Here is a 22,619-nt window from a genome sequence, read left to right on the forward strand (position 1 = left end):
ACGAAAATAATATCATAGGATCGTAACCCGCTTGTTACAGCCATAGTCGGTAAGTTGAGCGAGGGTCTTTTCAAAGTTCAACATCCCCTTTTGACGCATTTCACGGATGTTTTGCGCTAACATTGGCACCAGAGATTGGTGCTTGCGGTGAACATAGTGATATCCATAACGCACCAATGACTCTTCGAGCTTGAAAAAATATTGGCTTTGCTTAGCCTGACAAATAATCTGTTTTCCTTCAATCGTGGTGGCTAAAATAGCGTGTACTAATCCTTGCTCGAGTAATTTTGCTAACCCTTTAGCTGACGATACATACTTACAATTCAGCGAAAAATTCGTACATATATCAGTCGCCCTTACAAAGCCAACTAACATTGCAATTTTATGCGCTTCATCTATTTTACAGGCCGCTTGCTGCACACAGAAAAAACCTGTTTGGCCCACACCTACAGGCTCTATGACGCGAATAAGATTTTTATATTGACCGCCTACCGAAGCAAAACGAAACGCTTCGGCGTCTAGCTTGCCATTATTTACCATATTTAAACCGCGCTTAGAGGGGAAACTCACTAGCGTCGGGCTAATATTAAGGTTGGCATACAAATATTTAAAGAGTCTGGTAGTACTGACTTGTGGCTGCTCGCCATCGACTTCAGTTACGTTAATCATATAACGTGTGGTGACAGGCGCTGAATTTGACTTTGCTTGGGTAGATATAAACAAAGCTAGTAAGGACAAAATAAAAGTCAGTGGCATAGCGTTTTTCTTTTTTAGTATCTAATTACTCTAGCACGCCATTTCCGATATATCTTTTTTTTGCCCTCGAACTTTGGTCTTAGTGAGCTGCCATATAACAAGCACAGCCGCTCACTGACCTAACGATCAATCCTTTTGAGCTTCACCGCGTAATTTTAACTGTAAACCTTTTAAGAAATTACGTAAAAACTGGTCTTGGCACTCCCGGTAATGGCGATTACCTGGTTTGCGAAACAGCGCACTTAACTCATGCTTGGACAAACGAAAGTCGCTTGAATCCATAATGGCGAGGATATCTTCGGCTTGAAGATTAAGCGCTATTTTAAGCTTCATCAAAATAATATTGTTCGTTAACACGCGCTCAACCGGAGCAGGCTCGCCTTCTCGCTTGCCACGTTTTAAGTTAATTAAACCGTTTAAAAACAAAGCGAACTGCAAATCGGTAATGCGTACAAACTCTGGTTCTTCTTCTTTACGTAACCAACTATGCAGGTGTGCAATGGTTGCAGGGTATTCAGCTTGCGCAAACACTTCGAGCATTTGCTTATCATTAAAATCGAAAATATAGCGAATACGACGCATCACATCGTTATTAATCATGGGTTATTCCTATCAGTGTCCTGTACCCAATGGGATCATTGGGGGTTTCAATGGCGCTATCATACCCATATTGCCGATAAAGCACGATGAAAAACCGCCATTGGTTGCCAATCAATTAGTCGATAGGCAAATAGATATTAATAATACCGCTTTGTTCATCGACATCTGGAAAGCGTAGAACTCGCTGAATAAATTTTCGCAGTCTAGAGATAAGGATGTACTTAGCCAGACTTTGCCCCATGTAAAACGAAAAAGTCGCTGAAAAACGCCGCCCCCCCCCCTATATCTGCTAATTCGGTTAAGTACGTGTACTATCCAAATAGGATTGCACATAGCATATAACCTCATCTATGCGCGCTAAATGAATACGTTGGTTAATCGATAAGTTTTTTTCTGTCATTAATGAAACGCCCTGTTAATTACAAGCTTGAGCATGTACTAACAAAGCGAAAAATATTTGACTATTTATGCGCATTTTCTTGCTATTGAAATAATGTTTGTAGGATTATTTGCCGCGTATCGGCCGGATCGATTACCGCGTCAATTTCTAGCACACTTGCTACTTCAGTGGCTTGGCCATTGGCGTATTGCTTGGCCACCAGCTTTTCAAATAAAGCCTGGCGAGCGACCAAATCATCTTGAGCTGCGAGTTCTTTACTAAAACCAAGTTTAACGGCACCCTCGAGTCCCATACCACCAAACTCACCAGTGGGCCATGACACCATATAGTTTGGCTTCATAGTGCTTCCCCCAAGTAACGCTTGTGCCCCGAGGCCATAACATTTACGCAGTGCTACTGCCACCAACGGTACCTTTAGTTTGGCTCCAGAAGTGAACAGTTTTGATAATCGACGTACTGCTCCAAGTTTTTCATGAGCAGGACCCACCATAAAACCTGGTGTATCACACAGGCTCAGTAATGGAATATTAAACGCGCTACACATTTGCATAAACTCAGCTGCTTTTTCACCTGCGTCAACATCTATCGCGCCGCCAAGTACCTTACAATCACTTGCTAACACGCCAACTGGTTTGCCTTCTAGGCGCATGAATCCGGTAATAATCGCCCCACCAAATTTGCGCTGAAGCTCAGTAAAGCTATTGCTATCGGCCAGTATCGTTATCACTTTTCGCATGTCGTATACAAAACGTCGATCATCTGGCAATACCTCACGTAACAGTGTTTGTTGACTCAAACTTTCCGTGTGTTCAGTTTCTGTGTACCCGATTTCTCCTTGAAAGTACCCCAAGCAACGCTTCGCTAACTCCGTGGCATGCGCTTCATCATCAGCAACAATATCAACCACGCCGTTACTCGCTTGAATTTCAATTGGTCCTATATCCTTGGCATTAACCACCCCCAAACCTCCGCCCTCAATCATCGCAGGCCCAGCCATGCCTATCCAAGCCCGCTGAGTGGCAATACGTATATCAGCGGCTCCGAATAACGCAGCGTTACCCGCAAAACAATACCCATTCGTTACGGCAATGCGCGGCACAACGTAGCTTAATTGTGCCCAACTGGAAAATGATGCGCACTGCAAACCAGAGTTAACAATAGTAATATCAGTGTCTCCTGGGCGTCCTCCCCCCCCTTCTGTATACATAATGACAGGGAGACTCTGCTTTTCTGCAACAGCCAATATACGATCTAATTTTTGATGATGAAAAAAACCTTGGGTTCCCGCTAAGACACTATAATCGTTAATAACGATAGCGGTTTTAAAACGAGCCGATGAGCCTATTTGGCTGGCGGATTGTTGGTTATGAGCAATCTCGCTATTCACTAACCCAACCCCAGTAATAATACCGTCAGCGGCGGCTGCGCTTTTTAGCTCTTGGTAGTCTCGCCTTTGGCGCTGGGCAGCTACGGCAAATTGACCGTATTCCATAAAACTATCGGCATCACACAATTGAGTAAGATTCTGCCTAGCGCTACGATATCCCAATGCCTGGCGTTTCGTTAACTGCTGGCTTCTCTGTTCATCCAGCGTCAGTGCTTGGCGAGCATGAAATGCTAATAACGCACTTTCAACATTGGATATAACATGGTTAATTTCCAAGGAAGTATCGTCTTGCCCAAGATCAGCAATTTCTAACAACGGCTGTCCAGCCTCCACTTCATCATCAAGCTCTACTCGTATAAATGTAATCACCCCTGACGTTGGCGAAATTATAGGTAAATCCGTACCCATAAGATGCAATGTCATTAATAATTGGCCTTGTGTAATAGTTTGCCCTTGATTGACCTGAATTGCGGAAACAACGGCGATGGAACTTGCTGTAATGATGTTAGGATCAGACATAATACTTCTTCAATGTAGTGTGATGGATTAAGTACGTGGTTAAATCATGTACATATGATTGTTGTAAAACATTAGTGGCCTTCAAGCAGGTAGCGCTCAGCCCGCTCAACCCGTCTTGGTTTTCCCACTATGACTAGTACGTCCCCGGACTTTAAAATTGTCTCGGGTGGTGGACTTTCTAATTCGATGTTATCCCGGCGCAAGCCTTTTATTTTTATACCAGAACGTTGAATATCTAATTCAAGAAGTGACTTATGCGCCGCAAACGCATTCGGCGCGATAACAACCGCATGCATAAACTCTAATTTATCTTGCTTGGCATAACTCAATTCCGTGGTTTCACCTGGGAAGAAACCGTGCATATTACCGTAATGACCCTTTCGCTCTTTTCGTACCCGCTTTAGAATGCGCGACATGGGAATACCAGATAAATGTAAGACTTGCGACACCAACATTAAGCTTCCTTCGAGTATCTCAGGCACAACCTGACTGGCGCCAGCGCTGTATAGCTCGCTCATGCGATAGTCTTTTCGAGTACGAACAACTATGGGTAAATCAGGATACAAACTTGAGATTAGCTGTATAACGGCCATCGCTTTATTGTGTTCATCAAATGTAATCAAAACTAATTTAGCTCTTTCGATTCCAACCGCTTTAAGAATATCTTTGTGACGAACATCTCCGAAGTACACCGGTTGCCCTGCACTTTGACTTTCTTTCACCCGCCCCGGATCAGCATCGACCACCAAATAAGGTATGGCTTCACTTCTCAATAGGCGGCTAACTGATTGCCCCACACGACCGAATCCCATAATAATGACATGATCATGTACTAGTTGGTGCCTTGCGCTGATCGCTTCATTAGGCTCAAACTTAGGCGCGGGTTCATTGACAATACGTCGAGCAAAATCTGAACTTTTGGTCACCAACCATGGCGTCATTGCCATACTCAATATACCAATACTTAAAATAAGTGACCCTACTTGAGTCGATAAAATGCCGTGGTCAACTGCTAATGCTGCGATAACAAAACTAAATTCACCCATTTGGCATAGCTTAAAACCTGCCGCCCAAGCGTCTTCTTTAGGCACCCCAAATAACCCACCGGATATGCGAATAAGAACAACCTTAATGATTAACATACCGACTAAGCCAATTAATACCCAATGCCACTGCGCAACTAGACTGGGAATATTGAGTCGCATACCGATGGTGATGAAAAATAGCCCCATCAGAATATCCCGAAACGGCCTAATATCCGCCTCTAGCTGATATTTATATTGGCTTTCTCCCAGCATCATGCCCGCTAGAAATGCACCTAATGCCATAGATAAACCAAAAGAATACGTCAGACCTGCAGCCATCAACGCGACTAAAATAGTGGTTAATACAAATAACTCATCGGTACGAGTTTGGGCAACTTCGGTAAAGATTCTTGGCAATATCCACTTACCCACAGACATAAGTATCAATACCACCATGACACCTTTAATGATCGATAACCCAATAGCGATACTTAGGCTTTGCCCCCCATCTATTGCCAGTAAAGGCACGACAATAAGTAAAGGAACCACCGCTAAATCCTGAAATAACAAAATACTGACAGCCATTTGCGCACGTGTAGTATTCAAAATCCCCATATCGTTTGTTTGTTTAATCACGATTGCGGTAGATGATAAGGCAACGATACTGCCAACGATAATGGCCGCTGATAACCCTAAGCCGAATAACAGGCTAATCCCCATAAACACCAATGCCGTTAACAGCATTTGTCCCACACCAACACCGAACACCATTTGCCGCATGGCTATCATCTTAGGAAGCGAAAACTCTAAACCAAGAGAAAAAAGTAGAAATACAATTCCCAGTTCAGCAAAGGTTTGCATGTCTTCAGGGTGTTCAAATAAAGCGAGTAAATCAGGACCAGCGAGGATGCCGCAGAACAAGTAGGCCAAAATAGGCGGCAAGTTTATGCGCTTAAACAACCAGACACTGACAACAGCCACCGCCATTAAAATTAAGATGTTTGCAAAAATCCCATGCATTACAAGGGTTACCGCCTATCGTCTGATCTATTTTAATTTTTGGGCACGAATACTGCTTATATCGCTCAGCAATCGTAATCAGTGCTATTTCTAGCGATTTCGCCAATTTTTTGGCAGGAGTGTTTAGTGGAACAACTTAATCAACTTTATGAGCAACATGTAGGCGAAAACGTCTTTAATCCGGGTCATTATGCCCCTGTATTAAACCAACATGAACTCAGTACTTTCTTCCAAAAATGGTTAACCACTATTGATCTCGCTATTCTTGGCGAACTTTTTTTTGAGCAACTGGAAAATACGTTACCCCTGTGTGGTTTAAAAATCCAGTGCAATCACAGCGACTTTTGTTTCGGTTCACGCAGTAACAATCGGTATAACAAGCGCTTAGCGGTTATCCAGCATGATGAGCAAATCGCTATGATCCATTATACGTTTACCCGCACGCTAGTGGCACGTGAATGGCAAATATTGCAGCAGTTGCACATTCTTTTTCAAAACCCTCTTAAAAATGGTCTTGAGTACGAGCGGATAAAATTAGCCGCCACGCGAGATAACCTAACATCCTTAAGAAATCGCAGCAGTTTTGATGACACTATGCATCGCTTGTTTAGCCACGCGAAACGTCAACCAAGTCAGTTTGCTCTATTAGTCATAGACTTAGATAAATTTAAACAAGTAAATGATCAATATGGTCACTCTCAAGGCGATAAAATACTTGTAGCTTGTGCCGCAACTATTTCAGGATGCCTTCGCGACACTGATTTCGCCTTTCGCTTTGGCGGAGACGAATTTTGCTGTTTATTAACGGATACAAGTATAGATTCTTGCCAACAAATAACTCAGCGCATCCAACAAGCATTCAAAGAACAAGACCTATTAGCGCATCATGGAGTCAGTTGCAGCATCGGCAGTGCCATATATCAAAGCGATGACACAGAACATTGCCTTTTCATGCGCGCTGACGCCGCTATGTACCGTAATAAAAATTAACTTAACTCGCCTCTTATATAGACAACACCTATTATTAGTAAGCGTTGAGGCTTAATGACACAAGTTGACAATGTGAATAGTTATCTATATTCGAAAATTGATTGAGCTTATTCATCGTTCATTATAACGTGCTGCTTAAATGGCAATTATTTATGTGTATTAATAGATGGATTTAGTGTGATAAAGATACCTCCTCAGCTACCAGTCTCTGAACTAAATGTATTAGTGATTGACGGCCAAACACTCGTCCAAGATACCATTAAGTCTGCGTTTATGGAGATGGGTATCGAAAATGTACGCTGCGCCCAGAATGCTTTTTACGCCTTGCGACTATGCGAGCATATAAAATTCGATATCATATTAGTGGCCTTTGATGTCCGTAGCGACAAAGATGGGTTTAACCTATTGGAGGAAATGCGCTTTAAAGGATTCATAGCTAAAACGACCAGCGTGATATTTCTTAGCGCCGATACATCAGCAGGATTAGTCAATTGCGTCATTGAATTACAACCCGACGATTTTTGGGTAAAACCGTTAGACAAATCCCGGGTTACTCAACGCATCAACCATATTTTAAAGATAAAAAATCGCCTCTATCGATTAAATTATTGCTTTGATAAAGGGGAATACCCCAGCGCGATTTACCTAGCCGAGCGTCAATTAGAAGATGAGTCGTTAACGCAGTATCATCCACAAATCAATCGCATGATTGGTCGGTGTTTGCTGAGTTTACTTGAATATGCCGACGCTGAAATCTTCTACCGTACATTACTTGAAAAATACGACTATGGATGGGTTTCGGTAGGGCTAGCCACAACATTACTAAAACAAAATAAATTACCACAAGCACGAGCATTAACAGATGAACTACTCGAACGTGATGACACACGCTTTGCAACTTATGACGCGTTAACTGAATTCTATATTCACAGCGAGGATTATGAAAAAGGTTACGAACTTATAAAAGAAGCCAGCAAGTTGGCTCCACGTAATATAGAGCGTCACCGAAAAGCTTGGGATCTTGCTAGGCTCAATCATGACCCCATGGGACAATATTTAGCTACCCAAAATATGGCTAAGTATGCTAAAAACTCAATTCACGACCGCCCTGAATTAAGCTTAAATGTTATTCGTGCAGGAATAGATTTAGCCGCGACCGTATCTGAAACCCAAGCGAAAAGCTTATTGGCTGAAATAGAACGAAAGCTATCTGTGATTGAACAAGAATATGCTCACGTTAATGATTTCAAGAGTCAACTTGTCGTTATTCATGCGCGTTTATTGAGCTTACGTGATAATAAGAAACAAGCTGAAGAGCTTATGCTGAGCCAGACTCAGGTTAACAGTTGGCATTCAGTTGAAGATAATTTGGATAAGGTAAAAGCGTTGCATGAAATTGGACAACGTGAAGAAGCAATCGTCATTTTAGACCGTCTGAAAGAGCAGGTTGAAGGTAATTCATTTGCCAGCCAAGTTATGGCTGAATATATAGATCAGGAACGTAACGAGCGCAGCGAAATCCATCACACACCTAAAGAATTAGCTGAAATGGCGTCAATACATTATAAAAATAAACGTTTTACGCCCGCTTACAAATTACTAACCCAAGCATTACAGCTATCACCCAAAAACCCTAATATCGGCTTAAGTCTACTTAAAGTGCTAGCCAGATTAGCGCAAGATGACGGGTTAGATGAAGAGCAGCAAAGCGGATTAAAACATTGCAGAGCACTATTAAAAACAGCCGAATTAAGTGTGCAGCAAAAGCTCAAGCAAGCCCAATATATTGAAAGCATTAATCGAGGTCATTCCCCCCGCACTTAATCAGCCGTATGTATGCTATAGGAGGACGCGGCCAGTTGGGTGAGCATTCTATTAAGATCACGCCAGACTAGCCCCATTACCTAGCAAGTCTAATGCTTATCGAAAAAATCCTTATTGCGAATATATTTATGCATATAGTGATAAGAAATGGGGGAAATAAGCCAACTCGTTAACGTTTTGTATAAACGCACAGATGGGCGAATATTTTCGTAGATACGTTCATTATGCAGCCATAGATTACGACCCACATGAACGAAGATCCCTGGCAAAGGCGGTAAAAAAGTAATGATATCTAAGTCGCAACAAATTCGGTAAGTTCTGCGATGAAGGAGATAATACTTGTTAAAACTACGAAAACCAGTCGATGGTTGACCAAACGTGACAACACGTCTGACCGGAGCATCAAATCGACGCTCTAACCAATCTGCGGTCAATATTGCCATCGCCCCACCTGACGAATGTCCTGTTAAACTAATCCGTTTCCCATTGGCAATAAGAGGCTTTAATACACGTTCTATTTGTTGATAGATGCTCAGAGCTTCATCTGCTGGGCCTTCTCCTGCGACTTTCTGATTGAGTAATCGGTCGTAGCCATAGTGAACATAGTAAACGGTTCTATTAAAGCGTTTACGTTTGGGGAAAAAACATAGATTAGCTAACCAATCGCTCAGTATCTGTGAACCGCGGAACACCACTATCACTTCTTTTTTATTGTTCTGCCATAAAATACGCGCAAGCACATGTCCTCGACGATTTTTAATCGCCACATGGCCATCTTCCGAAAAGCCAAGAGCGACATGATCGAAGTCTTTTGGGTAAGACAATTTACACAATACTGCGTAACGTTCGTATTGGTAACGTTTAAGTTTTTTCAATTATCGTTGAGGTTTGCAGCGAGTCAATATTTGCAGGCTACCCATATTTTATGACACACACATGACGGAAGAATATGACCGCCTATTTATATGCTAATGATGTTTACTCGAGATTTGATTGATACTTAATAAAATAAGGTGTAACTGACTTAGCGCATTTTTGCGTATGGCCTACACGGGTGCTTTTGCTTGGATAAAACACCCCTTTTATCAGCAAACCAACAACGTTAGATTGCTGACAAATAATAACAACACTGCTTCGCTCCCATGGTGGAATACGCCAATGTTTAAACCACTGCTTTAGCGGTTTCGAATGATGAGCATCCTGCGGGGTGAAACGCCGAGAAAAACCACCAAATTCCACGCTAATAGGATACTGCTCAATATTCTCAACTGGTAGAACGTTGCTTTGCTTATGACTAACTTCATTTGTACAAAGGCTCAAAATACCAAATTTATTTGGCAACTCAATCGGCGATGATAACGTCAATGACCCTATATATGGGATAATCTCTTTTGTCAGTGGAATAACATACAGGCCATTTTCAAAACGCCTAAATTGCCAATTTTGCCAACGAATAATCGGGTTCGCATCATCTGCGGCGGTCAGCAATTGACTTGATAATTGTGTTAATATCGCTTGACTTGGACTGATGATATTCCTTTCATCCAACCACAAACGCACTACTTGTATACGCCAAGGCTCACTTAGTGCTAATAGCCCATTAATAGATAAGATGTCTTTTTGGGTACGCAAATTATCTAGCTTTTCACGGGTGGTTTCATCTAACAATAGTTGCTGTTGAGCACATAGGCGTGCACTACGAGACACAGATTTAGCGAAGTGAGGCCAACGCTGCATCAACATAGGGCTTATATTATGACGAATAAAATTACGCTCAAAATCGGTGTTTTGGTTTGAATCATCTTCATGCCAGCGTAATTGATGCTCTTGGGCGTATGCATGAATTTGCGCTTGAGTGATATCCAATAATGGCCTAAAAAAATGAACTTGTTGCTGACTACTTGCTGTTTTCGTCCGAGAAAAGTATTCAGCCATACCGCTTAGTCCTTTGGGCCCGGCACCGCGCTTTAACTGAAGTAAGACTGTTTCTAACTGATCGTCTTGGTGCTGCGCTAACATGATGACACTGCCGTGGGGCGCTAGCTCAACTAATTTAGCATATCGAACTTGTCTTGCTTGAGCTTCAAGGCCTTTGCCTGTCGATAAATCGACAGTTACCTTAGCCGTCTGAAAATCAACATCAAGGTCTGCACACACATCAGCACAATGCTGTTGCCAAATACTGGCGCTAACACTGAGTCCATGGTGGATATAAATGGCACTTAACTGAAATTCATGTCGTTCGCGTAATTGCCACAATGCGTGCAAAAGTACATGTGAGTCTATGCCTGCGCTGTATGCCACGACGATTTTAGAGGGAGACGAATGATAACGGGATAGCGTTGAAAGTTGCTGTTGTAAGTGAAGAAGTAGAGACATGTCGACCAGCGTTACGTAATCCAGCGCCAACCCACTAGCAAGACGCTAGAGAGCTGTGCGCCGACTACCTGAATACTCAGGCAGCGAATTTTATATTAACAGTAACCGAAAGACATCAGTCTCTCGTAGCGTTGATCAAGTAACTCTTCAACCGATAAACTTTTCAACTGGGCTAACTGTTGCTTAAGAGTCGCTTTAAGATTGGCCGCAGCAATATCATGATCGCGATGAGCACCACCCAACGGCTCCTCAACGATGCTATTGATCAACCCTAACTCTTTTATCTGTCCAGCCGCTACGCCCATTGCTTCTGCTGCTAATGGGGCTTTTTCGGCACTTTTCCAAAGAATAGATGCACATCCCTCAGGAGAGATAACTGAGTAGGTGCTGTATTGCAGCATGTTCACTCGGTCGCCAACGCCTATGGCTAATGCTCCACCTGAACCACCTTCACCAATAACGGTGCAGATAATAGGTACCTTAAGGCCAGCCATTACCTTTAGGTTTCGGGCAATCGCTTCACTTTGTCCACGTTCTTCTGCACCCACACCAGGATATGCCCCAGGAGTATCAATAAAGGTAATAATGGGTAAATTAAAACGCTCAGCCATTTCCATTAAACGCAGCGCTTTACGATAGCCTTCAGGCTTAGGCATACCGAAATTACGTTTAATTTTTTCTTTGGTATCCCGACCTTTTTGATGACCAATAACCATAATAGGCTGCTCATCTAAAAAGGCTAATCCACCGATAATTGCTTTATCATCAGCGAAAGCACGATCACCAGCCAATTCATCGAATTCGCTGAAGATACGCGGGATATAGTCCAAAGTATAAGGACGCATTGGATGGCGAGCAAGTTGTGAAACCTGCCATGCACCCAAGTCTGCGAAGACCTTTTTGCTCATTTCAGCGCTTTTCTCACGCAGTTTTGTGATTTCTTCTTCGATACTAATATCGAATTCACCGCCTTGATTAACCAAACGCAATCCTTCAATCTTTGCTTCAAGATCGGCGATTGGTTTTTCGAAATCCAAAAAGTTCAAGCTCATTCCACACCCAATTTGTTTATTTGTGAACAGATTTTGTATCTGCCAAAATCAATGAAACACCAGCTCTACGTGCTCTTTACCGAACTGCTGCTGTAAATCAAATAATAACTGGTCCTCAGGAGTAACATACCACTGAGCACCTAACGCCAACGTAACTTCCGCGTCCGGATGCACAACATTGGCTTGTACCGGACAGCTGCCGCCTTGATAAGGCGCTAATATTGCTTGTAGTTTAGCGAGAGTTGACGCATTACACCAGCTCGAATCAAACTGCATACTTAACCATTTGGCGTTCTTTTCTCTTGCCTGAACTATGTCCATGACATCTCGAGCGCCTATTGTATTGCCCCCAGAAAATTCATCAAAGCTGACCTGTCCACTTACAACCAATATTCGATCAGATTGCAGTATTTCTTCGTATTGTTCAAACAGATCGGGGAAAAATCGTACATCTATTCTAGCACTTTTATCATCTAAGGTAACAATACCCCATCGTCGACCACGTTTGTTAGTCATAACACGCACACTAAGAACTAAGCCTACCGCGTATGAAATCTGATCTTTGTTGGTCGGCTTAAGATCGACCAAGCGTCCGGTGCAATAGTGTTTTATCTCTTGGGCATACTGATTGATTGGATGCCCAGTCAAATACAAACCCAAGGTAACTTTCTCACCGTCTAACCAGACTTTTTCAGGCCATGGCGGGACTTTAGCAAACGCTTGATCAACCTGCTCAGGCTCGGTAGTCAATAAGCCAAACATATCGCTTTGCCCATGGGACTCCGCTTTTGCATGTTGATCAGCGGCCGCTATTGCTTCCGGTAAGGTAGCCATAATTGACGCTCGATGAGGACCGAGAGAGTCCAATGCCCCTGCGTATACAAGCTTTTCAAGCACACGTTTATTAATACGTTTTGTATCTACTTTGGCACAAAAATCGAATAAGTCCGTAAAGTGTTTATGTTTTACTCTGGCTTCAATAATAGCCGCTATAGGCCCCTCACCTACCCCTTTAATAGCACCTATACCATAAACAATACGCCCTTCACTATCGACGGTAAATTTATAACTACCGGCATTTACATCAGGTGGCAATAGGGTAATACCCATTCGCTGACATTCATCGACCAAGGTCACAATTTTATCTGTGTTGTCCATATCAGCGGACATAACCGCTGCCATAAATTCCGCCGGATAATGGGTCTTCAACCATAATGTTTGGTATGAAACCAAGGCATATGCAGCCGAGTGAGATTTATTGAACCCGTAACCCGCAAATTTTTCCACCAAATCGAAGATTTTTATCGCCAATTCTGGATCGATATTATTGTCTTTTGCGCCAGTTTCAAACGACTCACGCTGTTTGGCCATTTCCTCAGGCTTTTTCTTACCCATCGCACGGCGTAGTAAATCAGCGCCGCCCAGGCTGTATCCAGACATAACTTGGGCTATTTGCATAACCTGCTCTTGATACAAAATAATGCCGTAAGTCGGTTCTAGAATTTCTTTTAAACATTCATGTTGATAAGTCGCATCAGGGTAGGAAATAGCTTCGCGCCCATGCTTACGATCAATAAAGTTATCAACCATGCCCGATTGCAACGGACCAGGTCTAAACAAGGCTACCAATGCGATAATATCTTCAAAGGAGTCAGGCCTTAAGCGCTTAATCAAGTCCTTCATACCACGTGATTCCAGCTGAAATACAGCGGTCGTTTCAGAACGTTGCAACAACTTGAAGCACTTTTTATCGTCAGTAGGAATGGTGGTAATATCTATATCAACGCCTCGACCACTCGATATCATATCGATGGCCCACTGAATAATGGTCAATGTGCGCAGACCCAAAAAGTCAAACTTTACCAAGCCGGCGGTTTCAACGTCATTCTTATCGAATTGCGTAACTGGATTTTTGCCCTCATCATCACAATAAAGAGGAGCAAAATCGGTAATTTTGTCTGGCGCAATAACAACACCACCCGCATGCTTACCAGCATTACGTGTAACGCCTTCGAGGATTCGCGCCATATCGATAAGATCTTTGACCTCTTCATCGTAGGCGTATAATTCAGGTAACCGCGGCTCTTCTTCAAACGCTTTAGTGAGGGTCATGCCTGGTGTAGGCGGGATCAACTTAGAAATGCGATCAACAAAACCATAAGGGTGTCCCAATACACGGCCAACATCGCGCACCACAGCCTTAGCAGCCATTGTTCCAAAGGTGATAATCTGAGAAACCGCATCGCGCCCATAGAGTTCAGCAACGTGATCAATTACTTCGTCGCGTCTATCCATACAGAAATCCACATCGAAATCTGGCATCGATACTCGTTCGGGGTTTAAGAAACGTTCGAAAAGCAGATCAAACTCCAGCGGATCCAAATCTGTGATACTGAGTGCATACGCTACTAACGAACCAGCACCAGAACCTCGACCAGGCCCAACAGGAATACCGTTATCTTTACTCCACTGAATAAACTCCATAACAATCAAGAAATAACCAGGGAATCCCATTTGGTTAATCACGACAAGCTCAATTTTTAAACGTTCATCATATTCTGGACGTTTAGCAATTCGTTCGTCTTCGTCGGGAAATAAAAATTTAAGACGTTTTTCTAAACCTTCTTCAGATACTTTAACCAAGAAATCTGCGATCGACATATCCCCAGTGGGGAAATCAGGCAAAAAGTACGTACCCAGTAATACCGAAACATTGCAGCGCTTGGCTATTTCGACTGTGTTCTCTATAGCTTGAGGAATGTCAGCAAACAACTCACACATTTCCTCACTGGAACGCATATATTGTTGTTCGCTGTATAATTTAGGCCGACGAGGATCGTTTAACGTGTAGCCATCGTGTATCGCGACTCGGATCTCATGAGCATCAAAGTTATCAGCATAAAGAAAACACACTTCATTGGTGGCCACGACCGGTAAGTCATGTTCAGTCGCCCATTTTACCGCACGGTGAATATAGTCTTCTTCGCCTAATCGCCCAGTGCGGGTCAATTCCAAATAGAATCGGTCAGGGAAATACTGCTGATAAAATTGGGTGGTTTTTTCTGCAAGGGCGACGTTTCCTTTGGTCAGGTATACACCCAAATCGCCCATACGACCGCCAGAGAGAACAATCACACCTTCACAATGCTCGACTAACCATTCTTGGTCGATTACCGCCCTGTCTTGCACACTGCCCCGTAAATAGGCTTTGGATATGAGCAAGGTGATGTTTTTGTAGCCTTTATTATTCGCAGCTAATAGGGTTAGTCGAAAAATATGACCTTCAAGTGCGTCGGATTGCACCCAAAAGTCAGTACCAATAATAGGTTTAATACCATTTGAATGAGCCTGTTCATAAAACTTAACCAAGCCACACATATTCATCTGGTCGGTGAGTGCAACCGCTGGCATATTCAAGGATTTTACATGAGAAATCAGAGGTTTAACTTTATTTAAACCATCCAGCATTGAATAGTCACTGTGGACTCTCAGATGTACAAATTTACAATCAGACATTTAGTTTCCCGCCAATTGCCCGTCGCGCTGCAACAAAGACTGCTGCACCGGTTTAAAGCTCATTCGATATTGCGCTAAAGGGCCAAATTCAGCGAGCTTTTCTAAATGGGCTTTCGTAGGATAGCCCTTGTGTTGAGCAAAACCATATTCGGGATGTAACTTATCCAGCTCAGTCATTTCTGCGTCTCTGGTCACCTTGGCAATAATAGATGCGGCCGATATTTCAGCATGCAGACTATCGCCTTTCACAACCGATTCACATGGATAGTCCCATATTGGACAGCGATTTCCATCAACTCGAACAAAACTAGGGCGTATATTTAGGCCTTCAACTGCGCGAGTCATGGCAAGCATGGTGGCGTGCAAAATATTAAGCTCGTCAATTTCTTTTGGCGATGCTCTACCCACGCTAACCGCCAAAGAATTTTGCATAATTAAAGCAAACAACGCTAAACGCTTTTTTTCAGATAATTTCTTGGAGTCGGCTAAGCCAATGATAGGTTTGCTAGGATCTAAAATAACGGCAGCCGTTACCACATCCCCGACCAAGGGACCACGGCCAACTTCATCGACCCCTGCGATTAACGATGTCATTTACATGCTCTCTTATATAGTTTCTATTAATGACAGCACCGCGTTGGCTGCTTGAGCATCAGCGTCTTGTTTGAGCAAGATATGCAATTGGGTAAAACGCGCCACTAATGCTGCTCTGTCACTTTCTTCTTGGGTAAAATAGGGCAATAACTTAGCCACGATATTTTCCGGATTCACATCTTCTTGTAAAAGCTCTGGCACTAACTCTTCGTCAGCTAGAATATTCGGTAAAGCAAAATACTTGGCAATATATAATCGTTTCATCATTTGATGAGTCAACCACTTCAAACGGTATGCCACCACCATGGGCCGCTTACACAACATAGCTTCTAACGTTGCCGTTCCGGAGGCAAGTAACACGGCATCAGATGCAATCATCACTTCTCTAGCATGACCGATGACGATACGATAATTAACACTCACAGAATGCTCACGCATATAATCTTCAACCTGAAGCTTACGTTGTTTATTTACCACCGGAATTAACACACATAAACCAGCGACTTGCTCAGCGAGTAATTCAGCGCTGCGCATAAAAATATCTAACAGCATAGTAACTTCGCTATTGCGACTGCCAGGTAATAGCGCTAAAACACGTTCATCGGCGTGTATTTTTAAGGCACGCCTTGCAGCGTCTTTATCAGGATTGATATCAATACTGTCGGCCATGGTATGTCCGACAAATCGACAAGGGATATTATGTTTGTCGTAAACTTGTTTTTCAAAAGGAAACAAACTTAAAACAAGATCCGTCGCTTTTGCTATTTTGAACACTCTTTTTTCACGCCAAGCCCAAACCGTGGGACTGACGTAATGCACAGTTTTAATACCGGCCTTTTTAAGAGGAAGCTCCAAACGAAGATTAAAATCTGGTGCATCCACACCAACAAAGACATCAGGTGGGTTTGCCATAAAATGTTGATATAGGCTTTTGCGTATAAATAACAGGCGACGAATACGTGACAGTACTTCGACCAACCCCATTACCGATAACTCTTCCATATCAAAAATGGTTGTACAGCCTTCGGCCTGCATGCGTGGTCCGGCTATGCCTTCAAATACAGCATTCGGATATTGCTTTTTGATACTGCGGATTAGCCCAGCGGCTAGTATATCGCCGGAGGTTTCTCCGGCAACTATTCCTATTCTAATTATTTTTTCGCTCATGGCTTAGCGCACAATACCTCGTGAAGAGGTCGCCACAAAATCGGCCAAAATTTTAACTTCTGGCGTTAGGACGGCCATTTCGTTCAATAGCTCTACGGCTTCATCAGCACGATGCCCGTTACGATACAAAACTTTGTAAGCTCGGCGTAACTGCATGATCACGTCTTTATCAAAACCACGACGCTTGAGGCCCTCAGTGTTTATGCCGTGAGGTGTACTTTTATCACCACCAATCATCACATAAGGCGGCACGTCACGCAGGACAATTGCGCCACCGGCGACAAAACTATGAGAGCCAATATGGCAAAATTGATGAAAAGCAGTCATCCCCCCAAGGATCACGTGGTCACCAACGTGAACATGACCGGCCAGTGTAGCGTTATTCGCTAGAATAGTGTCATTACCGATGAGGCAATCGTGTGCTACATGGGCGTAAGCCATAAAAAGATTATTAGAACCAATCTGGGTAAGCGCTTTGTCTTGTGCTGTCCCGCGATGTACAGTTACCGATTCACGAAAGACATTATTATCGCCTACGATAAGACGAGTAGGCTCACCAGCATACTTTTTGTCCTGACAATCTTCACCGATCGAACCAAATTGAAAGAATCGATTATTCTTGCCAATTTTAGTATGCCCTTTCACCACCACATGAGATTCGAGTACCGAACCCGAGCCAATTTCAACATTGGCATCAATCAAACAGTACGGCCCAATTTTTACATCCTCGGCGATAATCGCCGTAGGATGAATAATAGCTGTAGGATGTATCACGTTATAGTTTCCGCATTGCGCACATAAATTCAGCTTCGCAGGCCGTTTTACCATCAACACTTGCGACACCGTGGAATTTCCAGATACCACGGCGCTCTTTAATCAGCCTAACGTCCATATCAAGACGATCTCCAGGCATAACGGGTAGCTTAAAGCGAGCCTTGTCTATACCTGCATACAGATACAAATCGTCGCTATTACCTGCTGTTTTAAAACCTAACACACCTGCTGCCTGAGCTAATGCTTCTAGAATTAATACCCCAGGAAAAATAGGTTTACCGGGAAAATGCCCCGTAAAACACGGTTCATTAAAGGTAATATTTTTATAAGCAGTAATCGATTCGCCTAATGTGTAGTCGGTAACACGATCAAGTAATAAAAATGGGTAGCGGTGGGGTAAAAGCTCAAGAATTTCTTCAATTCCAAGCTGATTGACATTATTAACCAACAGGTTATCTCCTCAATTAAGTCGCCTGATTAACTAGACGACTTATTTTAAATGCGACTTTTCGAGTGTTCTGACACGCTGATTGAGGGTGCTAAGATTACGCAACGCCACTGCATTTTTTCGCCACTCTCGGTTTTCAATAGCGGGCATTCCGGAAGAGTAAACGCCAGGTTTGTCTATGGCTTTTGTCACCATACTCATACCTGTAATATAAACGTTATCACAAATTTCCATGTGTCCATTAATTGCCACCATGCCACCAATTGTACAATTACGGCCGATGTTAGTACTACCAGCAACAACTGTGCATCCTGCGATAGCGGTATTATCACCGATAGTCACGTTGTGCGCCACTTGGCACTGATTATCAATAATAACACCATCGCCGATGATAGTGTCATCAAGTGCACCACGATCAATAGTACTGCTGGCGCCTACCTCGACACGATCACCAATGATAACCGTACCTAACTGAGGTATCTTGACCCAGCGGCCTTTGTCATTTGCATAACCAAAACCATCAGCACCAATAACCGTAGCTGACTGAATCAAACAATCTTGACCCAATACCACTCGGTGATACAGTGTCACGTTTGCCCACAATTTGCTATTGGCGCCAACGCTTGCGCCTTGACCGATAAAACAACCGGGTCCGATTTGTACGTTGTCTGCAAGCTTAACACCCGATTCAATTACAGCATGAGCTCCAATACTAACGTTTTCTCCAAGCTCAACATCTTCAGCAATCACCGCTAAAGGTGATATGCCGTTTGCCGAACGAGGGGTAGAGTCAAGTAGTTGTGCGGCGAGTGCAAACCCAACATAGGGGTTGTCCATCACTAATGCTGAGCACTCACAATGCGATAAATCTTCGGGTTTTAAAATAACGGCCTGTGCGGCCGTTTTTTCAAGTTGGCTACGATACCGACTATTAGACAAAAAGGAAATCTGACCATTGCCCGCAGACGCTAACGTCGACAATGAATGGATTGGCTCGTCAGCAGTATCATTGCCGGCCAAATGCAACGTCGCACCAATTTTATCAGCTAATTGCTGTAAGCTAACGGTATGATTCAAAGTCAGTCCTATTTATTTATCAAATGTCCCAAGGGACTTATTTAACTTTACTAACTTGCTCTAATACTTTCTTAGAGATGTCGTTATCAGGATTAATAAACGCCACTGCATTAGCATTTAAGATAACATCATATTTTTCTTTAGCGGCTACTACGTCGATAGATTGTTTAATAAAACCAAGCAATTTATTTTGCTCTTCTTTTAAACGTCCTTGCACTTCTTGTTGAAGTGGCTGAGCTTTTGCGCTGTACTCTTCGCGAAGCTCGTTAATTTTCTTCTCTAGTTCTTTCTTTTCTTTGCCGCTCATCGTCGCTGCATCACGCTGATTTTTTTCAATGTAATACTTAATGTCTTTCTCTAAGCGGCTAACTTCTTCAGTTTTGTCTTTAAATTCTGCCGCTAAGTCTTGCTGGATTGTGGCAGCTTGAGGCATAGACTGGAAAATACCCTGTACGTTAACCGCACCAATTTTTTGCTCTGCTAATGCTGCACTACTGAATGCTGCTGCGCTTATTAACGCCCCTGCTACAAGACTTTTAGTAAATGTTTTCAAAAGATACTCCTAATTTTTTAATCGTTATTTTCAGCACTAAACAATACTGGATTTAGAATGTTTGACCAATGTTAAAAGAGAAAAACTTCGTGTCATCTCCTTCTCTGGATTCAATCGCTTTAGAGAAGCTGAATACCATAGGTCCCATAGGCGATAACCATTGTACAGAAACACCGCCGGAAGCTCTATACAACTTATAGTCACTATAATCTTCCAACGGATCATTATTAAACTGGGTATTGAGCGTGAGATCTTTGTAACGATCATACCTGAACTCAGTATCCCATACGTTACCCACATCTACGAACAAGCTGGTTCGTACTGAGTTATCAAAATCGGCTTCCACAAACGGGGTCGGTACGATGAGTTCAACTCCCCCCAGAATCATGGCATTACCACCAAGCGAACGAGACGAAATAGTAACAGTGTCGTTTACCGAGCTACCGTAGATAATATTACCGTCGATGTCACGTATCGCTGAAGGCGTCAGCTGCACACCACGGGGGCCTACTGTATTATTTTCAAAACCGCGTAACGAATCACTACCACCTGCCCCAAAGTTTTGGTTAAACGGTAATATCTGATCAACACCGTTCGCGGTGCCATAACCATTACCATAACCCAATTTTAGACGTGCCAAGAATGACCAACGTTGATTACGGGATAATGGGAAGTAAAACTTGGTATCAACTTCAGTCTTGAAATAGTTAACATCAGAGTTCGGCGTCGTTATGCTAAAAGAGGCCCGCTGGGATGACCCTGCAGTTGGGAATACACCTCGGTTAAGGGTGGACCGGATCCACGCGACCGACGCTAAGAAACTGTCGTACTTAATAGAATCATCTGGGTTACTTTCATCAACAAACTGGTTATAAAAACGCGTTGTTTGTTCGTAGGACGTACTCTGAAATAACTCAACATTACTGTAAGTTAAACCAAAATTAATCCGATTAAATTCATCTATGGGGTAACCCACATTAGCGCCAACAGAATATTGTTTAGAGTTATACTGAATGAAACCGGCACTTTCGCCATCAAATTCACTGTAACCGACTGAACCACCTAAACTGATCCCATCAATAGTAAAATAGGGATCTGTATAAGAAATTTGCGCACTTTTCTGGTACGAAGTAGTACTTAGATTCAAGGCAATACGTTTACCCGTGCCTAAGAAGTTATCCTGTTGAATACCCGCTTGTAAGCTCAGCTTGGTTCTATCACCGTAACCGATACCCGCGTTAAACGAACCTGAAGCTTGCTCTTTAACACTGAAGTTAACGTCAACTTTGTCGTCTTCGCCTGGTAGACGCACGGTTTCAAAATCTACGCTCTCCATATAGGTTAAACGTGAAAGTGCATTCTTCGAAGACTCTAAAGTCGAGTTTGACAACCACGCGCCTTCCATTTGCGTCACTGATTGACGTAGTACTTCATCAGCGGTGCCAATGTTGCCTTCAAAATTAATACGACGCACGTAAATACGCTTACCAGGGTCAACCGACAGGGTCAACTTAACGGTTTTGTCTTCTTCGTTAATTTCTGGAATGGTTGCAACTGTTGGGTATGCATAGCCAAAGCGACCGAAATATTTGCTGATAAACTCTTCTGTGTAAGTCACCTCAGCTTGGTTATACAATTCGCCTGGTGTAATAGGTAATACTAATTTCAGATAATCTTCATGTCCCAATAACTCACCGACTAACTCGACTTCTGATACTTTATATTGCTCGCCTTCATCAATATTCAAGGTCACATAGATACCCGCTTTCTCGGGAGTCATCGAAACTTGAGTCGATTCAATATCGAATTTCAAATAGCCGCGGTCTTTATAGTAACTGGTAACAGTTTCCATATCACCGGTAAGAGTTTGCTTCTGGTATCTCGTCTCAGATAAAAAATCCCACCAAGGAGCATCGAATTTGAGCTCCATTTGTTCAAATAAAGTGGCATCATCAAAGATGCTATTACCAACGATATTGATTTGCTCAATCTTTGCCGCATCACCTTCTTCAAAAAGTAACTTTAGATCAACTCGATTACGCGGAAGTGGCGTAATGATGGCGCTCACATCTGCATTATATTTACCAATACTGTAGTAGAAATCTTTCAAGCCGTTTTCAATCGAAGTAAGAACCGTTTTGTCTAGCGGCTCCCCTAAGCGGATATTGCTACCATCTAAACTTTCTTGAAGTTGCTCATCTTTGATATCATCATTACCTTCAAGAATAATATTACTGATAGTCGGGCGTTCTTTAACCTTGACGACCAATACATCACCATCACGTAATACTTCAATACTCTCGAAATGCGTTGAGGCATACAATGATCGAATCGCTTGCGCGATACGGAAGCTGTTCATTTCATCGCCGACTTTGATAGGCAAGTAGGTTAATGCCGCACCAAGTGCCACACGTTGCAGGCCTTCTATTTTAATATCGGAGACGACAAATTCACTTTCTGGGGCCGACTTTGCCATTCCGGCAACGGATAACATCAATCCTGCAGCAACTAACTGTTTAAACTTCATTTATTAACATT

At 42.9% G+C, this 22,619-nt stretch carries 18 protein-coding genes; 3 read left to right on the top strand and 15 right to left on the bottom strand.

What is annotated here, in order from left to right; translation table 11 throughout:
- Positions 1-12: 12 nt before the first annotated feature.
- Both GQS54_RS10495 and GQS54_RS10500 read right to left on the bottom strand, forming a co-directional pair.
- A complete protein-coding gene (locus GQS54_RS10495; RefSeq protein ID WP_166423937.1) occupies positions 13-756 on the bottom strand; it encodes a hypothetical protein in 744 nt (247 codons plus the stop codon).
- A 126-nt stretch (positions 757-882) separates the two neighbouring features.
- Entirely contained in the window at positions 883-1,356 is a 474-nt protein-coding gene (locus tag GQS54_RS10500; protein ID WP_166423938.1) for a DUF1456 family protein, read from the bottom strand.
- On the opposite strand from GQS54_RS10500, the gene GQS54_RS10505 reads away from it, so the two are divergent.
- Entirely contained in the window at positions 1,355-1,534 is a 180-nt protein-coding gene (locus GQS54_RS10505) for a hypothetical protein (RefSeq protein WP_166423939.1), read from the top strand. The two genes, GQS54_RS10500 and GQS54_RS10505, sit on opposite strands and share 2 nt — an antisense overlap.
- 304 nt (positions 1,535-1,838) lie before the next feature.
- Here the strand turns inward: GQS54_RS10505 and GQS54_RS10510 are convergent, their stop codons facing one another.
- Positions 1,839-3,662 carry a carboxyl transferase domain-containing protein gene (locus GQS54_RS10510; RefSeq protein WP_166423940.1) on the bottom strand — a complete coding sequence of 608 codons (1,824 nt, stop codon included), beginning with the start codon at positions 3,660-3,662 and terminating at the stop codon, positions 1,839-1,841.
- A 71-nt stretch (positions 3,663-3,733) separates the two neighbouring features.
- Entirely contained in the window at positions 3,734-5,707 is a 1,974-nt protein-coding gene (locus tag GQS54_RS10515) for a cation:proton antiporter (RefSeq protein WP_166423941.1), read from the bottom strand.
- Positions 5,708-5,833: 126 nt separating this feature from the next.
- On the opposite strand from GQS54_RS10515, the gene GQS54_RS23265 reads away from it, so the two are divergent.
- Both GQS54_RS23265 and GQS54_RS10525 read left to right on the top strand, forming a co-directional pair.
- Positions 5,834-6,697, top strand: coding sequence for a GGDEF domain-containing protein (locus GQS54_RS23265; protein ID WP_166423942.1), 864 nt, complete (start codon positions 5,834-5,836; stop codon positions 6,695-6,697).
- A gap of 177 nt (positions 6,698-6,874) precedes the next feature.
- Entirely contained in the window at positions 6,875-8,521 is a 1,647-nt protein-coding gene (locus GQS54_RS10525) for a response regulator (RefSeq protein WP_166423943.1), read from the top strand.
- An 89-nt stretch (positions 8,522-8,610) separates the two neighbouring features.
- On the opposite strand, the gene GQS54_RS10530 is transcribed toward GQS54_RS10525, so the two are convergent.
- The 11 genes from GQS54_RS10530 to bamA form a co-directional block, all read right to left on the bottom strand.
- Complete coding sequence (locus tag GQS54_RS10530) at positions 8,611-9,396, bottom strand: DUF2974 domain-containing protein (protein ID WP_166423944.1); 786 nt, start codon at positions 9,394-9,396, stop codon at positions 8,611-8,613.
- A 103-nt stretch (positions 9,397-9,499) separates the two neighbouring features.
- Positions 9,500-10,900: a tRNA lysidine(34) synthetase TilS gene (gene tilS, locus GQS54_RS10535; RefSeq protein WP_166423945.1), complete on the bottom strand. Its 1,401-nt coding sequence runs from the start codon at positions 10,898-10,900 to the stop codon at positions 9,500-9,502.
- 95 nt (positions 10,901-10,995) lie between these two features.
- Complete coding sequence (accA, locus tag GQS54_RS10540) at positions 10,996-11,952, bottom strand: acetyl-CoA carboxylase carboxyl transferase subunit alpha (RefSeq protein WP_166423946.1); 957 nt, start codon at positions 11,950-11,952, stop codon at positions 10,996-10,998.
- 48 nt (positions 11,953-12,000) lie between these two features.
- The gene (gene dnaE, locus GQS54_RS10545) at positions 12,001-15,468 is read right to left on the bottom strand and encodes a DNA polymerase III subunit alpha (protein WP_166423947.1); all 3,468 of its coding nucleotides are present in this window, start codon (positions 15,466-15,468) and stop codon (positions 12,001-12,003) included.
- Positions 15,469-16,062, bottom strand: coding sequence for a ribonuclease HII (rnhB, locus tag GQS54_RS10550; RefSeq protein ID WP_166423948.1), 594 nt, complete (start codon positions 16,060-16,062; stop codon positions 15,469-15,471).
- A 12-nt stretch (positions 16,063-16,074) separates the two neighbouring features.
- Positions 16,075-17,229 carry a lipid-A-disaccharide synthase gene (gene lpxB / locus GQS54_RS10555; RefSeq protein WP_166423949.1) on the bottom strand — a complete coding sequence of 385 codons (1,155 nt, stop codon included), beginning with the start codon at positions 17,227-17,229 and terminating at the stop codon, positions 16,075-16,077.
- Positions 17,230-17,232: 3 nt separating this feature from the next.
- Positions 17,233-18,003 (bottom strand): acyl-ACP--UDP-N-acetylglucosamine O-acyltransferase, encoded by a 771-nt coding sequence (gene lpxA, locus GQS54_RS10560; protein ID WP_166423950.1) that lies wholly within the window; start codon positions 18,001-18,003, stop codon positions 17,233-17,235.
- A 1-nt stretch (position 18,004) separates the two neighbouring features.
- Positions 18,005-18,451: a 3-hydroxyacyl-ACP dehydratase FabZ gene (gene fabZ, locus GQS54_RS10565; protein WP_166423951.1), complete on the bottom strand. Its 447-nt coding sequence runs from the start codon at positions 18,449-18,451 to the stop codon at positions 18,005-18,007.
- Positions 18,452-18,493: 42 nt separating this feature from the next.
- Positions 18,494-19,528 carry a UDP-3-O-(3-hydroxymyristoyl)glucosamine N-acyltransferase gene (lpxD, locus tag GQS54_RS10570; RefSeq protein ID WP_166423952.1) on the bottom strand — a complete coding sequence of 345 codons (1,035 nt, stop codon included), beginning with the start codon at positions 19,526-19,528 and terminating at the stop codon, positions 18,494-18,496.
- Between the two features lie 37 nt (positions 19,529-19,565).
- The gene (locus tag GQS54_RS10575; RefSeq protein ID WP_166423953.1) at positions 19,566-20,081 is read right to left on the bottom strand and encodes an OmpH family outer membrane protein; all 516 of its coding nucleotides are present in this window, start codon (positions 20,079-20,081) and stop codon (positions 19,566-19,568) included.
- A gap of 52 nt (positions 20,082-20,133) precedes the next feature.
- Positions 20,134-22,608, bottom strand: a complete 2,475-nt coding sequence (gene bamA, locus GQS54_RS10580; RefSeq protein WP_166423954.1) for an outer membrane protein assembly factor BamA — start codon at positions 22,606-22,608, stop codon at positions 20,134-20,136.
- Positions 22,609-22,619 lie beyond the last annotated feature (11 nt).

The sequence above is a fragment of the Paraglaciecola sp. 20A4 genome (assembly GCF_011378905.1).
Classification (GTDB): domain Bacteria; phylum Pseudomonadota; class Gammaproteobacteria; order Enterobacterales; family Alteromonadaceae; genus Paraglaciecola.